Origin of the sequence: Pseudoalteromonas sp. OF7H-1 (genome assembly GCF_022347825.1) — a bacterium.
Classification (GTDB): domain Bacteria; phylum Pseudomonadota; class Gammaproteobacteria; order Enterobacterales; family Alteromonadaceae; genus Pseudoalteromonas; species Pseudoalteromonas maricaloris.
Map to the genome: position 1 here is coordinate 104381 of NZ_JAKRFX010000014.1, position 13585 is coordinate 117965.

Annotated in this window: 14 protein-coding genes; 8 read left to right on the top strand and 6 right to left on the bottom strand. The window is 42.7% G+C overall.

Features of this window, described 5'->3' with window-relative positions:
- Positions 1 to 7 precede the first annotated feature (7 nt).
- A complete protein-coding gene (locus MHN30_RS16955; protein WP_239360479.1) occupies positions 8 to 2212 on the bottom strand; it encodes a CapA family protein in 2205 nt (734 codons plus the stop codon).
- 290 nt (positions 2213 to 2502) lie between these two features.
- On the opposite strand from MHN30_RS16955, the gene tyrR reads away from it, so the two are divergent.
- On the top strand, positions 2503 to 4059 hold the full coding sequence (gene tyrR, locus MHN30_RS16960) for a transcriptional regulator TyrR (protein ID WP_130126705.1): 1557 nt from the start codon (positions 2503 to 2505) through the stop codon (positions 4057 to 4059).
- Between the two features lie 24 nt (positions 4060 to 4083).
- Here the strand turns inward: tyrR and MHN30_RS16965 are convergent, their stop codons facing one another.
- Positions 4084 to 4650, bottom strand: coding sequence for a hypothetical protein (locus MHN30_RS16965; RefSeq protein WP_039492231.1), 567 nt, complete (start codon positions 4648 to 4650; stop codon positions 4084 to 4086).
- 200 nt (positions 4651 to 4850) lie between these two features.
- Between MHN30_RS16965 and MHN30_RS16970 the strand changes: the two genes are divergently transcribed.
- Positions 4851 to 5384: an acyl-CoA thioesterase gene (locus tag MHN30_RS16970; protein WP_045989626.1), complete on the top strand. Its 534-nt coding sequence runs from the start codon at positions 4851 to 4853 to the stop codon at positions 5382 to 5384.
- Between the two features lie 74 nt (positions 5385 to 5458).
- Here the strand turns inward: MHN30_RS16970 and MHN30_RS16975 are convergent, their stop codons facing one another.
- A complete protein-coding gene (locus MHN30_RS16975; RefSeq protein WP_130164635.1) occupies positions 5459 to 6109 on the bottom strand; it encodes an OmpW family outer membrane protein in 651 nt (216 codons plus the stop codon).
- Between the two features lie 260 nt (positions 6110 to 6369).
- Here MHN30_RS16975 and dapE point away from each other — a divergent pair, with 260 nt between their 5' ends.
- From dapE to MHN30_RS16995, 4 genes are all read left to right on the top strand, one after another.
- On the top strand, positions 6370 to 7551 hold the full coding sequence (gene dapE, locus MHN30_RS16980) for a succinyl-diaminopimelate desuccinylase (RefSeq protein ID WP_239360481.1): 1182 nt from the start codon (positions 6370 to 6372) through the stop codon (positions 7549 to 7551).
- Positions 7552 to 7706: 155 nt separating this feature from the next.
- On the top strand, positions 7707 to 8153 hold the full coding sequence (locus MHN30_RS16985; RefSeq protein ID WP_010607857.1) for an Hsp20 family protein: 447 nt from the start codon (positions 7707 to 7709) through the stop codon (positions 8151 to 8153).
- 188 nt (positions 8154 to 8341) lie between these two features.
- Complete coding sequence (locus MHN30_RS16990) at positions 8342 to 8713, top strand: acyltransferase (RefSeq protein WP_239360482.1); 372 nt, start codon at positions 8342 to 8344, stop codon at positions 8711 to 8713.
- 27 nt (positions 8714 to 8740) lie between these two features.
- Complete coding sequence (locus MHN30_RS16995) at positions 8741 to 9409, top strand: hypothetical protein (RefSeq protein WP_239360483.1); 669 nt, start codon at positions 8741 to 8743, stop codon at positions 9407 to 9409.
- 50 nt (positions 9410 to 9459) lie between these two features.
- Here MHN30_RS16995 and MHN30_RS17000 read toward each other — a convergent pair whose 3' ends face one another.
- The 3 genes from MHN30_RS17000 to MHN30_RS17010 are packed head-to-tail and all read right to left on the bottom strand — an operon-like array spanning position 9460 to position 12166.
- Entirely contained in the window at positions 9460 to 9981 is a 522-nt protein-coding gene (locus MHN30_RS17000) for a hypothetical protein (protein WP_239360484.1), read from the bottom strand.
- Positions 9978 to 11156 (bottom strand): peptidylprolyl isomerase, encoded by a 1179-nt coding sequence (locus MHN30_RS17005; RefSeq protein ID WP_239360485.1) that lies wholly within the window; start codon positions 11154 to 11156, stop codon positions 9978 to 9980. The genes MHN30_RS17000 and MHN30_RS17005 overlap by 4 nt, the downstream gene beginning before the upstream one ends.
- Positions 11156 to 12166, bottom strand: a complete 1011-nt coding sequence (locus MHN30_RS17010) for a phospholipase (protein ID WP_239360486.1) — start codon at positions 12164 to 12166, stop codon at positions 11156 to 11158. The genes MHN30_RS17005 and MHN30_RS17010 overlap by 1 nt, the downstream gene beginning before the upstream one ends.
- Positions 12167 to 12377: 211 nt before the next feature.
- Here MHN30_RS17010 and MHN30_RS17015 point away from each other — a divergent pair, with 211 nt between their 5' ends.
- Entirely contained in the window at positions 12378 to 13193 is an 816-nt protein-coding gene (locus MHN30_RS17015) for a MipA/OmpV family protein (RefSeq protein WP_010370798.1), read from the top strand.
- On the top strand, positions 13183 to 13581 hold the full coding sequence (locus MHN30_RS17020; protein ID WP_039492187.1) for a DUF3019 domain-containing protein: 399 nt from the start codon (positions 13183 to 13185) through the stop codon (positions 13579 to 13581). Before MHN30_RS17015 ends, MHN30_RS17020 begins: the two co-directional genes overlap by 11 nt.
- Positions 13582 to 13585: the final 4 nt, after the last annotated feature.

Sequence of the window (13585 nt, forward strand, 5' to 3'; positions counted from 1 at the left end):
CACTCTCTTATTGCTGGCTAAAAGTGAGAGTCAGCTCAGTCGTCTTCGCTACTTTTACTTTGATAAATTCTAGGCCATGGATTTGTGCGCTTTGCCACTGACCGTTTTTAAGCAGCACAGGACGCTGCCACGAGATCATCGCAATATCATCTAAAAATAAGGCGCTTTCACCGCTACTTGGTGGCGCCATGGAGAGGCCAAACTGGACGCCACGAGCAGGCAATCCATCATCGCCAAGCACAACGGAATCATCAGGTAAGGTAATGTCTTGTCTAAACGCTTGCCACTCATAACTACCCGCAGGCTTTAATTGGGGCGTTGACTCAGAAAAGATAAGGCTATCTTCTGATGTTAAGATACGAATATCAGCCTTAAACTCACCAGCGTTCTCTCCTTTGGCATAACCAAAGAGCGAGAGCTCATGGTAAGCCTGTGCCGTGCTCGGCGCTGGCGTAATAGGCATGGTACGAATTGTGTGTTTGAACGGCACACGCGTTGGTGTTTCGTTAAATTGCGTTCGTTGTAGACAAAGTCCTTGTACGCCACGATATTTGCCGACTAAACATGGCGCGATATCGTCGGCCTCAATTAACCAACGAGAGACTTCCCCTTTTTCGTTATCGCTGTCCCAGTCTTCAAAATCTCCAAAGAACAATAAGTCCCGACCAAGCACAATCTCTGCTTGAGCATCACTAGCGGTGAGTTTGCTAAGGAACTCAGCACTGCTTGAATATTGGCGTAGATCGACAATATGCTCACCAGCTTCCAAGGTAATAACTTTTTGCTCGATTGCTTTTGCTTGAACTGGTTTATCAAAGGTGACTTCTGCAAATCCAGAGCGCAATGAGATACCAACTTCGGGTGAAGAAAATTCAGCGATGCGTTTTAGTAGGGCATTGGCAAGATCGCCACTTACAAACTTAGGAACATAATCTTCTAGATAAACAGGGTAGGCTTTTAATGCACTGATTTTAGGTGTGCTTGCAGTTTCTAACTCAACCACAGCTATCAGTCCTAAGAAGGTTTCAAGACGATTTTGCTCAAAAACAAAGTTGCCTAGTCCAAGTATGCTTGGTACGCCATTGTATAAGCCAAACCCTTGCGCAACGTGAGGGTGATGCGCAATCATCAAGTTAGCACCATTTTTGGAAAGTAAATCAAAGCGGTTTGAAATATACGCTGTTGGTGCGTATGAATACTCGTCACCGCCGTGAAGCTGAGCCACAACAAAGCGACCGTTGTTACTGGCTTGCACCACCGTTTCTTTCATGCCATTGGTATCTGTTAGATCGGCAGCTCCCCCTTTAGCATCTGATGCTACATAAGTGACGGTATGTTGATCGCCTGTAATGGAAGTCGCAGACACAAAGTCTATGGTTGCTTCACCAAGGCTTAGGCTATAGGGCTTAAATGCCTCTGCCGCGCTTGTGCCCGCGCCACTGTGTTTAAGTCCCGCTTGCTCGACGTACTTCAAGGTGTCGTTCAGTCCAGATGCTCGATAGTCATAAACGTGGTTATTGCCAAGTGCGACATAGTCAATACCCAAATCATTGAGGGCAATTAATGACTCTGGCAGACTAAAAAATGCAAACTCTTTACTTGGATGGACCGTGGTTGGGTTTTTTAGGATTGGAGACTCCAAGTTAACCGAAGCAAAATCGATATGTTTAAATAAAGGATGCATAAACTGCACCAGCGCTTGGGCATCAGGTCCTGCGCTTTGGGGCTGGATAAGTCCGTCAGGGGTGCTGGGCAATGAATTCCCCATGGTAATGAGGTCAGGGTTGAAATAACGACGCCCAAACATGGTATCACCCGCGAAAAGTACGGTTTTTAGCGTGCTCGACTTAGCTTTTAGTTCAAGCGTGAGCTGCTGTTCATTGTTATTTTGATTCGCAAAGGTAAAAACCAAGGGTAAATAATCGGGGTGAGATATTTCTGCAACATAAGCGCCGTATGCTAGAGCCGACAGGTCAAATACACCATCGCTACTTGAGGTAAATGACAGAGCATTTATCGTGAGGCTGGCATTGGCGATGGGCATCGCTTTTGTGTTTTGCAGCAACACGCTTAAGTTGGGCGTCTCGTTATCCCTATCTTGTTGGCTTTTATCTTCATCCTTATCTATTTGTGAAGGACCTGTTTCATTTGGATCCTCTACTGAGCAGGCCGTGAGCGCAAATAGTAATACTAAATTTAAGATTTTTTTCATTGTGGCCAGCCTGCTTTCAAAAAAGATACATTATCCAATTCTTTAGTATTATATCTGTAACTCTTTATGCGTTGCAATCCTTTGAAATGGAATGTAAGTTTCCAAATCAAAAACTTAACAAGCGCTGAAAAATGTCTTAAAAAACAACTTTTTTTAGTTCTTCATTAGTATAGGACAAGAATTTGCGAGGATAGCTAAAATTCTGTTCAATATTCTTTACGTTTTTCTAGTCGGCCAGCTATTCTTAGAGTATGATCTCGTCAATTGTGAAAACCCGCTTTGAGGAACAAATGCGTCTAGAGATACATTGCGCTGACCGTATTGGTATTGCCCAAGAAATTCTCAATATCTTGGTGAGTTACCGTGTCGATTTGAAAGGTATAGAAGTCGATTCAGTAAATTGTCGAATGTACGTGAGCTTTCCACCCATCGAATTTGAACAGTTTCAGAAGATCATGCCTGAGATCCGCTTAATCGATGGCGTTGAAGATGTTCGTACTACAGCGTTTTTACCGTCAGAACGTGAACATAATGAGCTGAATACTTTGCTCAGTGCTTTGCCTGATGGTGTAATTTCTATCGACGCTAAAGGCTGGGTACGTCATTGCAATGACGCAGCTTGTCGCGACCTTAACATGGTTGAAAAGGAAGTGATCGGTGCCAACATTAACAACCTTTTGAAAGGGTTTAACTTTACCCGTTGGTTAGAAGGTAAAGAGGTGTTAGGTCAGACAACCCGTGTCGAAGTGGGCGGGGAAGATTTTATTGCTGATATTTTGCCAATTTCGGTGCCCCAAGGGAGCGAAGGCGATGTATTAGCCGGTGCGGTGATTAACATTAAATCGCAGTCGCGATTAGGGCAGCAAGTCAGTGCGTTTCGTCGTTACGGTCAAGAAAGTTTTGCGACGATTCATAACCACAGCACAGCCATGCGTAGAGTCGTGCGTGAAGCCAGAAAAATGGCACAGCTAGAAGCGCCAATTCTGATCACAGGTGAAACTGGTACGGGTAAAGAGCTATTGGCTAGAGCATGTCATTATGCGTCTAACCGTTCGTTAAAGCCGTTTATCGCGCTTTCTTGCGCTTCGCTGCCAGATGATGTTGCCGAATCTGAGCTGTTTGGTTATGCAGGCTATGAAGAAAATGCAGCGCCAAAACGTGGTGTATTAGAACAGGCTGATGGTGGCACTGTATTCCTTGACGAAGTGGGTGAAATGTCAACCCAGTTACAGACTAAGTTACTGCGTTTTTTACAAGACGGTACATTCCGTAAAGTCGGTGACGAGAATGAAGTTAAGGTTAATGTTCGCATCATAGCTGCAACGCAAAAAGATTTACCAGCAATGGTGCAAGAGGGCGTATTTAGAGAAGATCTCTACTATCGCATTAACGTGCTAACGCTTGAAATTTCTCCGCTGAGAGATAGAAAAGCAGATATCGGGCCTTTGGCTGAGCATTTTGTACAAAAATATGCCCAGCAAAATGGTCATCCAGCGCCAACACTTGCTAGAGAATGTATTGAGTTTTTAGAGAATTACCCTTGGCCTGGTAATGTGAGGCAGCTAGAAAACGCCATTTATCGTGCGGTCTCGTTGCTTGATGATAAAGAACTTCGTACTGAGCATCTAAACTTACCGACCTTTACCCATGACTTAGGTTATTTGGAGTCTGATTTTGAAGGGACGTTAGACCAAGCGGTGAAGCGATTTGAAGCAACCTTGTTGCGCAAGCTTTACCCCGCTTATCCGAGCTCAAGGCAATTGGCTAAACGTTTGGGATTAAGCCACACAGCCGTTGCCAACAAGCTGCGTGAGTATGGGATAAATAGAAAAACAGTCAAAGTATGATCTAAAGGCCACGCAATGTGGCCTTTATGATTTAGTTCCCATGTCTTTTGTCACGCCATCTACCTTAATATTCTTAATGCCATCTTCTTCAAAAGAGAGTGTGATACTCACGTTATCTCGCGCAAAGAAGTAATCTATCCCATTTACCGTTAAAACGTAATTACCCTTTACAGAGTCGCTAAACTCTTTTTTCACAAGAGAGATGTGATGATCTGCAATTTGCCACTTAAATTCAGAAATAAAACCTTGATTGAATTCTTGGATCCACACGCGGGTATCGTCTTTACTCAGTGTAATGGCAACTGAGTAAGACTCTGGTAGTTCAGACATGTCATAATGATTTGCACCGATGCGAAACTGTTCAGTCTGTTTGTTCCAAGCAAAACCAAACTCAAACGCTTTCTCTACACCGGTTGGGTAGGTTAGCGCGCCTTCTCCTTTAAAGTCGAAGTCTGCGTAGCACATACTGGAAAAGACAAATAAGGTGGAACAGGTAACAAGGGATAATTTTTTCATTGACTTCACTTCAGCTATTTTACTTAATTTGAGGTTCGCGTATGTAGTAACCGAACTCATTGTTTTTAAGCTCATTTTATGGGCATTTCTGGTCATGCTAGAAAGGCGTTCATTTTTTGAAGCTCAGGTTATTAATCTAGTTTACTGACAGCATTACTGCAACCAAGGGTCAAAGTAATGTATCGGTTATAGACGCAAGCGTAGCAAAATAATCACTTTAGAATATGAATTGCTATGCTAGAATCGAAAAATTATTAACTGGTAAGACCATTGTTATGAATTTATATTTTCGTTTACTGCTGCTGTTTTGGAGAATAAGACAGAATAAACAAACGGCAGATTCCATTTTGTCTCCGATAGATATTGAGTACCGCGCCCTGCCAAGCGATTGCGATATCAATATGCACTTGACCAATTCACGATACCTGGCATTTATGGATTTGGCGCGTACTTGGATGACAGAGCGAGTTGGGTTATTTGCAGCTGTGATGAAACGCCGCTGGTTCCCAATTGTTAACGCAACAGCGATTACCTATATTCGCGATATCAAGCCGCTGCAAAAATTTACCATTACCACTAAGGTGGTGGGATGGGATCACAAATACTTTTACATTGAACAGCGCTTTCATTCTAAACGTGGACTGCATGCAATTGCTTATGTACGTGGGGTATTCAAGCGTAAGGGTGGGGTAGTTGCGGTCGAAGAAATGCTCGAAGTAGCTGGGTTTAACGATGAAGTACCTATTTTATCTCCTGAGATTATGCATTGGAAAGCCATGTTAGAGGCAAAGAAAAACAGTAATCTATAAACTATAAAGGCCACATCTGTGGCCTTGGGGATTGAGAAAGTAACAGTAAATCTGTGATTTAAACCATTTAGGTATTAGAACTTATATTTCACACCGAACATGGCCACAACAGGGTCTAGCTCAACGTCAGATGTCAGTGCCTTTACACCGTTAGCGTAAACTGTTGCATCGGTATTGATGTCAATTTTAGAGATCATGCCGTGCAGGCCCCATTTTTCATTTAAGTCGTAGTTAAAGCCGATTTGTAATGCAATACCAAAAGAGCTATCCAAATCAACTTCTACGTCGTTAGTGTTTAATGTTGCTTTTAGTGCAGCACTTGGCTCTTCATCGAAGAATACTGTGTAGTTTAGACCCGCGCCGATAAATGGGCGAAACTTAGCGCTTGCATCAAAGAAGTGATACTGCGCAAGTAGTGTTGGTGGCAAGTGTTTAATGTCTGCGATTTCAGCTCCTGCTAAGCCACCAGCACCGTCAACTGTGTGAGAAAATGGTGTTGCCGCAACCAGTTCAAATACGATGTTATCGCTGTAGTGGTAGTCAAGCGTGATACCTAGCTGAGTATTTGAGTCAGCAACTAGACCAAGAGAGTTATCTTGATCAATTGCAGAAGCCGAATTGTCAGGGTTTACGTTAATAGCACCAACATTAACACTGAAATTTGCGTGTGCGAAGGGAGCAGCAACTAGCAGAGTAGATAAAAGTGCAGCGCTTAAAGTTTTCATTTTCTTCTCCTAACCCTATGTGAGGACATTTTTTAAACTGTGAAACAGTGTGTGTTTTCAATGAAGCCATCTTAAAAGGGTTCAAAAAATGAAAAACTGTTCTAGATCAATTTTTAAATTGTAAGGTTTCAGAAATTTTTGAAAGTTTGATTTAGATTAAGTTTTCTCGATGTCATTAATTTGCATTAAAACTGCAATGCTGTGGTCAAAGTTTCATCTTTAAATAATTGCTAGATTTCACCTACAAATCATTCTTAGTTATGTCACTAGCAACACAGTATCAAAACCTCAGTACTTCCTACGCCACAGAGATCTTAACGCGTTTGATCCAAGCGCCTTCGGTTACGCCTTGTGATGCAGGCACTATCGCGTTTATGTCAGAGCAACTCGCCGCGCTGGGCTTTACTATTGAGCGGTTTGAGGTGCAGGGAGTAAAAAACTTGATTGCAAGTTATCGTTTCTCTCAAGGACCGACTTTTGCTTTTTCTGGTCATGTGGATGTCGTACCTGCAAATAATAAAGGCTGGATTGTGCCACCATTTAGTGCGCAGATTATTGATGGCGTGATGTATGGACGCGGTGCTGCAGATATGAAAGGTGGCGTTGCGGCAATGCTTGCTGCAACCAAAACATTACTACAGCATCCTGAAAAATTACGAGGAAGCTTTTACTGGTTACTTACTTCTGACGAGGAAGGTGAAGCGGAGTTCGGTTCCAAATTGATTGCAGAGCGATTAGCTGAAAATGGCATCGAGCTAGACGCTTGTTTGGTTGGTGAACCGACTTCACACCAAGTGGTGGGAGATACGGTTAAAAATGGTCGTCGTGGGGCGATTTCTGGGCGTATTCAGGTTAAAGGAAGAGCGGGGCATGTGGCTTATCCAGAACAAACGGTAAATGCAGCTCATATCGCTGGTCAGTTGGTTAGCCAGCTCGCGCTTTTACCTTGGTGGAAAGACGAAGCGGGATCGCAAACCACGCTGCAAGTCACTGGGATCACGGTACCAAATATTGTGGATAATTTAGTACCAGCAGAGTGTGAAATCACCTTTAATATTCGTTACAGCCATGCCTATAAGAGCCAAGAAGTTGTACACTATATTCAAGAGTCGCTGGCTAAATCCGGTGCTATGTTAGCGATCAGTTGGGAGCGGCCTTGTGAGTCGTTTTATACCGGCGCGAAGCAAGAAAACTGTTTCTTAACGCTGGTAGAACAAGCAATCCAGGAAACAACGGGGCAATATCCGAGTTTAAGTACTGCAGGCGGCACCTCCGATGGTCGCTTCTTTGCGACCGGAAAAACGCAAGTGATCGAATGCGGGGTAAAGAATGATTCAATTCATCAAGTGAATGAACATGTATCCCTCAGCGATCTACATGCCATAGAAAGAATATACTTATCTGTTTTAAATAGGTTTTTTAAAAAAGTTGAAAATTTTTAAAAGAATTTTCTTGAAAATAAATTTGCTGACCATAAATAGCTTTATGAGGACGCCGACAGGGCCTCATAAATTAAATAACTATTTGTTTTAAAAGTGCTTATTGGTTCTTTTTGAAGAGTGAGCACCTATGTATAGCTTTAAGAGGATACAAAATTATGCGTACAGTAGATTTATCACCATTATATCGTTCATTTATCGGTTTTGATCATTTAGCTTCTATGATGGATGCTGCTGCAAGAACAGATAAACAACCTAGCTATCCACCATACAACATCGAAGCGCTAGGTAAAGACAAGTACCAAATTACTATGGCTGTTGCAGGGTTTACCGAGCAAGAGCTAACACTGGAATCAGAGAACAATACGTTGACCGTAAAGGGGCAAAAGCAAGCGACTGAAGAAGCCAACGAGCGTAAATTTATTCATCAAGGGATCGCCGAACGCGGATTCGAGCGCAAATTCCAACTTGGTGATCACGTCAAAGTATTAGGCGCAGACTTAGCGCATGGCTTACTGGTTATTGACCTCGAGCGTGAGATCCCAGAAGCACTGAAGCCAAGAAAAATAGAAATTGGCTCGGGCAACTTGCTTGAAAGCAAGTAATATCAATCTAATTTATTGATTTCCAACTCGCCGCCGTCAGGCGGTTTTTTTTTGCCTAAATACAAAGCATTTGTTATTAGTAAAGTTATGCCTTACTTGTTATCCCCCAGAAAATGAAACTAGGACTAAGACAATACGTAAAAAGACGAAATGGTGTACCACTGGGTCATAGTCAGTCACTAGGAAACATGTTACGGCGCGCTTTCGGCGCTCAGTCTTTCGATGGCTTCTGGGTTTATTGGAATCCTATCTGGAGTTATTACTTGGCGCGCTTCGTATTTCGTCCATGTACAGCGAAAGTGGGGGGAAAAATTGGCTATTGGTTTACTTTTATCGTGAGCGGCGCATTGCATGACGTTATTGTTGGATTAGTAGTGGGAGAAGCTATTTTTACATTTACCCCATTCTTTGCTGTACTCGGGGTTGTTGCGCTTGGATTTAAAGTGACGGGGTATCGTTATCCGAGTCAGCACTTTCTCATTGCATCTTTGTTTAACGGCTCGATCATTGTATTTAGTTTTTATCTAAGTAGTGTTTTTAGCGAGTTACTTGTATGGTAGAAGAAAAATATTGTGTTGAGATGAAGAATGGAGCTAAAAGATAAGCTGATATTGTTGTTGAAATCAGGTGGGTTATCGTTACTCATCGCGGGTGGATTTTATACTTTGTTGTTTCACATGTCCGCACAGTTTCATCACCAAGTGCAATTTTCGCCCTTTTCGCAAGATACTGGCGTAAACGCGATGCTAGTTTATAGCTTCTTGGTTTTTCTATTTAGTGCCATTTTTAGCTATTTCTTTTTGAAAATGCATGCTGCCCGTCATGATATGCATGTTGATGGCTTAGTTCTGAGCATCAAATATACACACTTAGTGCTTTGGGGAGGTGTTGTCAGCATTGCGATTTATATCTTATTACACATGAATCAACATGTTTTGGTGTTAAATCAAGCCAAAGACAGCCACACTTCAGCTCAGCAACTTGAAGCGTTGGTTTCTTATCTGCCTGAAAGTGGCGATGTGATAGATCTTGCGGTTGCACAAAACCCCGCGACGGCACCAAACACGCTAACTTATTTGAGTCTAAAACGAGACTTTGCTACGCACTTAGCACTTGCCATGAATCCAAGTACTCCCAAAAAGGTGCTGGAAGAAATTATTAGCTATTATCACGGAGGTCAACAAGATGTAGTCCTCAATGCGGTGATGAAAAACCCTAATGTGGCTAGCGGCAAGGTTCAGCTGCAGGTACGTTAATTGTTTTCGTTTTTGGCAGGGGGTTAGGCGAGTGGAGCCACAGCCTAATTTTATTTGTTATCACGTTCGCTCAGTTCAATGCGCAATTTATTTTGCATGTCTTTAAGTGCCGTGATTTTATCTCTTGCCTCTTGTAACTGTTGTTGTGGTAGTCCCTCTTTAATCCCACGTGCTAGCAGTACTTCTATTTGCGCTATTTTACCATCGACGGCCGCAATATACTGTTGTTTTAGCTTGGCGTCTTTTTGATCCAAATACGCTTGGTAAGCTTCGGTATCCGACAAATCCCCCTGAAAATCATCCATTTGCTTTTCTGCTTGGTTTATTGGCGGCAGATATTCAGGAGCCGTGATTGGCTTAACTGCTTTGGGTGAGGTCTCTGCATTTGGTTTGATAGGAGCATAAGTATTGATTGGCGTGATTAACGTTTCAGTTCTTTTCTCCTGCTCGGGCTTTGTCTGCGAGGGGGGATTATATGTGGGGTTTTGCCAACCTATGCTGGCAAAACGCAGTGTGAATACAGCGATCACTGCCCCAAGGAATATGACAATCAATGCTTGCCAATACTTCATATTACTGCTCCGCTGTTTGCCGCTTTCCAAGCCATATAATCTTGCTCGAACTTGTGCTGAGCAAACTCTTGGGTCAGTGCCCGCAGTGCTTGGTAGCGTACTGTTTCACTTTTCACATCGTAGTAATCATATACCGGTGACTGACTATACAATACCAGCCATTCGCCACTTGGCGTGCGAATACTAGGTGTTATCTTGCCTTGTTGATTACTAAACGCCAGCTGTGTTTCCCATTTCGGCATGCTTTGGCGCGTCAGCGGAGTGAGTTGGGCCTGCCATATTAATATCGGGGTATATTTAGCGACGGCTTGTTGCCATGAGTGTGCATTTGCATAATCATTAAATTGCTGTGCGGCTTTTTGTTCGGGAAATTTCGCTGCGCTCGCACTGACTTGCTTGATGTATTTAAACCGCTTCTTATGACGCTCATAATACTTCGCGATAGCACTTTCTGGAATTTCATTTCTTAGGGTATCAACATACTGGCTTGTTGCACCATGCATTTCTTCCTTAACACCAAGAAATGCCAACATGCTCGGCCTCAATAGTTCTGCGGTTACCACTTGTCGTAACTGTTCTATTGTTAGACCTTGCTTAGCAATATAAGGCTTTGCGGCGGTAAATAGCGCCTGTTGATTGAGGTGTTGATTGACAATAGCTTGCAGTAATGCGAGTTCTCCCTGGTGAAGTTTAAAGCGGTTTTGCATTGATTGGCTATGTAATACTTGAGCAAGTGTCAGTGGCGCTGATTTTGTTAGTTGCAGCTGTTGCCATTTGAGTAATTGCTCAGCAGGGTATTGCCCATCAGCGGGGTACTGTCCAAGTAAAGACAGCATCTGATCCTTATCAAATACCAAAGGGTAGTGTTTTTTTTCAAGCTGAGAAAGTGCCGGGAACCAATGTAAGAGTGAGCTTGCGAGAAACTTATCGACGTGATATCGGGTGCTGAAACCAACATTAGATTGGCGCTCCAAAATACTTGGGTTAAGGTGCTTAGCTTGGAATAGTAAGAACTGGTTTTCAAGTAACTGCGCTGTAGTTTGCTTTTTAGATAGTGTTCGGCCTTGCTCAAGGTAGAGTTGGTGAACCAAAGGCGTCAGGGCTTTAGGTATACTTGGTGAGGCAAAGCTTGGTAAGCAAAAACTGCTTACCAAGAAAAGTAAAACAAATCGCATTATCTCACGTCCATCGCGTGATTAAGTAAGTGAACCACCATCGCTATCGCATGTGGGATCACTTGTTTTCCTGTATTTACGCGGTCGTAATGATCCTCAGAGTTCAATACGATACCACCTTGTGAGTAGGAGAATGCGCCACCTTGCGTTAGTAGTGGGCGGATGTCTGTTGAGTTAGTATCAACTGCACTAAAACTATTCATTGCTTGCTTGACCAAAGTAAAGTCATTTAATGATTCTTGATCATAATAGTCTTTCACCCAAGACTCCCAGCCAGCATGATTTAGATCTGATGTTGTCCAAGTATGGTGTGGTTGAAGTAAATCCGTGGTGTGAAATACAAAACCGAGTACTTGTGGGTTCCCGCTTTGCACATAACTTTGGTACCAATACTGACCTAAGTTGTCAATCGGTTGAAAAGGCATTTCTTCAAAGTCATCATACATGCTGTACGTTGAGTGACTATCAATACGATAGTGCTTTTCTGTTATCCCATAACTATCGTATTCAGTGTCATCAGCACTAAACCATCCAGTTTCGCCGCCATGACCATCGTCTAAATAATCGCCTTTTAGCCAAGTCGCCGCCATCGTATCAACAGAGCCCCACACGGTTAACTTTTGATAGTTATAACCACCGAAGTCATTGCCGTGAGTATCAGCTCCTTGAGTATGGTTTTGGAAGTGCCAGTAACTGGTGTATTTCACGATGCTTTCAGCAGCACCCCAAAGAGGTGCCTGTACACAGTCACCCGTAATGGCGCCACAAAAAAACGTATCTTCAAAATCATCGACGTCATAAGCCGCTTGGCCTAGTAAGTTGGCAAGCGCAGATACAGACATACCGTTAGCTTGTGCGTAGGCTTGTAGCTTTGCATATTGTGTTGTTGTCGGGTTTTGCGCCATGTAGTTCACAGCGTCGATTACGATACGCTTATGTGTTTCTTGACTAAATGCGTGGCTTTGACTAGCAGCAACTACTAGCGCCAAAGGGAGTAAATATTTTTTCATGAATTGCCTCTATTGATTTTAATTTATGTGAACGCGAATTTTTCTGCTTAAAGTAAAGTGCGCTATTTAAAATAATTTATGTGAAATATTTATTAAAATAAAGTTAAATTATGTTTGGGTTAAAAATTAGAGAAGATGCTTGTTGGTCACAAATGGGTCAGGTATGATCTCGGGGAGAATTTAGGCACACCTGCGCTAAACGAATGGAACTATGAAAAAACTACTTATAATAATCAGTTTATTGTTACCGTTTTATGGAATTTGCGAAGAACAAAGTGACGAGCTTGATGACGAGTTTGCTTGGCAGCTGAGTGTTGGTGCCTTTTACGTTGATATGACAATGCCTGCTTTGATTGGCACGGACTCGACATTCAAACATGGTACTTTTCTAGTCGATGCAAAAATAGAATATAAAAGTTTTTACTTGAATACCCACTCAGGAGATTTCTTTGGTGGCTCGGATGTTGGTTACCAAATTATCAACAATGGTGAATGGGGAATTGATGCCATTTATGGCAGTTATATGTTGCCTTTTTCTGAACGTGGTTACTACGATACCGACGATGTGGTACCTGAGCTAAGAGGCATTCGTAAACGCGATCAAGATAATTCTTTAGGCTTTTCCTATTATCGCCATGTCGGTGAATTTCTTGCCGTTGCTGAAATAGTCTACGATGTTTTTGGTGACACAAACGGTTGGGTTTTTCACCTCGAAGCGACACGTAACTTTGAATTGAGGAACTGGGATTTATGGCTTAACTTTGGCGCTAACTATTATTCTAGTAATTTTCATAATTACTTCTATGGTGTTTCAGAGGATGAAGTCAATGACTATTTGACTCCCTATAAACCCGGTGCTTCGGCCTCGGCGTTCGTACAAATGCAACTAAATTATCCAATTGCAGAAGATTGGGTGTTTAGCGCAGGCGCATCATGGTTAGTTGGTTCTCAAGATACGTTAGATAGCCCCTTAGTTCGCTCTCGCCACGCCAGAGTATTCTTTACTGGGGTGAAATATGTATTCTAAATTAATCACATGGACAGTGTTGTTTCTAGGTGTCTTGTGGAGCCACCAGCTCCGCGCCGAAGAAACTAACTCAGTGGGAATACTTCATGCTGTACCGAGCAAGTGTGTTGCCCTGAACCAGGGGAGGACTTGCTATGCGGACGTCAAAGTAACGGTAAATGCACCAACTGAAGGTGACTATTGCATTCGAGAGAGTTTGTCGAAAAAGATCCTCCAGTGTTGGGCCAAAGCAGATACTTTTAAATATGAGTTAGACTTTAGCTCTGATGAGAGTTTGAGCTATGAGCTTATCTCAAAGCAGTCTCGAGATGTGCTAGCAGTGACCACTATTGAGGTGAACTGGGTTCACAAAGTAAAAACCAAAAAAAGGCGTTGGCGCCTCTTTTAATGTT

Excerpts from the sequence above, each read along its gene's own strand:
- MHN30_RS16955 (WP_239360479.1), bottom strand. The coding sequence starts at position 2,212 with ATGAAAAAAATCTTAAATTTAGTATTACTATTTGCGCTCACGGCCTGC.
- tyrR (WP_130126705.1), top strand. The coding sequence starts at position 2,503 with ATGCGTCTAGAGATACATTGCGCTGACCGTATTGGTATTGCCCAAGAA.
- MHN30_RS16965 (WP_039492231.1), bottom strand. The coding sequence starts at position 4,650 with ATGAGCTTAAAAACAATGAGTTCGGTTACTACATACGCGAACCTCAAA.
- MHN30_RS16970 (WP_045989626.1), top strand. The coding sequence starts at position 4,851 with ATGAATTTATATTTTCGTTTACTGCTGCTGTTTTGGAGAATAAGACAG.
- MHN30_RS16975 (WP_130164635.1), bottom strand. The coding sequence starts at position 6,109 with ATGAAAACTTTAAGCGCTGCACTTTTATCTACTCTGCTAGTTGCTGCT.
- dapE (WP_239360481.1), top strand. The coding sequence starts at position 6,370 with ATGTCACTAGCAACACAGTATCAAAACCTCAGTACTTCCTACGCCACA.
- MHN30_RS16985 (WP_010607857.1), top strand. The coding sequence starts at position 7,707 with ATGCGTACAGTAGATTTATCACCATTATATCGTTCATTTATCGGTTTT.
- MHN30_RS16990 (WP_239360482.1), top strand. The coding sequence starts at position 8,342 with ATGTTACGGCGCGCTTTCGGCGCTCAGTCTTTCGATGGCTTCTGGGTT.
- MHN30_RS16995 (WP_239360483.1), top strand. The coding sequence starts at position 8,741 with ATGGAGCTAAAAGATAAGCTGATATTGTTGTTGAAATCAGGTGGGTTA.
- MHN30_RS17000 (WP_239360484.1), bottom strand. The coding sequence starts at position 9,981 with ATGAAGTATTGGCAAGCATTGATTGTCATATTCCTTGGGGCAGTGATC.
- MHN30_RS17005 (WP_239360485.1), bottom strand. The coding sequence starts at position 11,156 with ATGCGATTTGTTTTACTTTTCTTGGTAAGCAGTTTTTGCTTACCAAGC.
- MHN30_RS17010 (WP_239360486.1), bottom strand. The coding sequence starts at position 12,166 with ATGAAAAAATATTTACTCCCTTTGGCGCTAGTAGTTGCTGCTAGTCAA.
- MHN30_RS17015 (WP_010370798.1), top strand. The coding sequence starts at position 12,378 with ATGAAAAAACTACTTATAATAATCAGTTTATTGTTACCGTTTTATGGA.
- MHN30_RS17020 (WP_039492187.1), top strand. The coding sequence starts at position 13,183 with ATGTATTCTAAATTAATCACATGGACAGTGTTGTTTCTAGGTGTCTTG.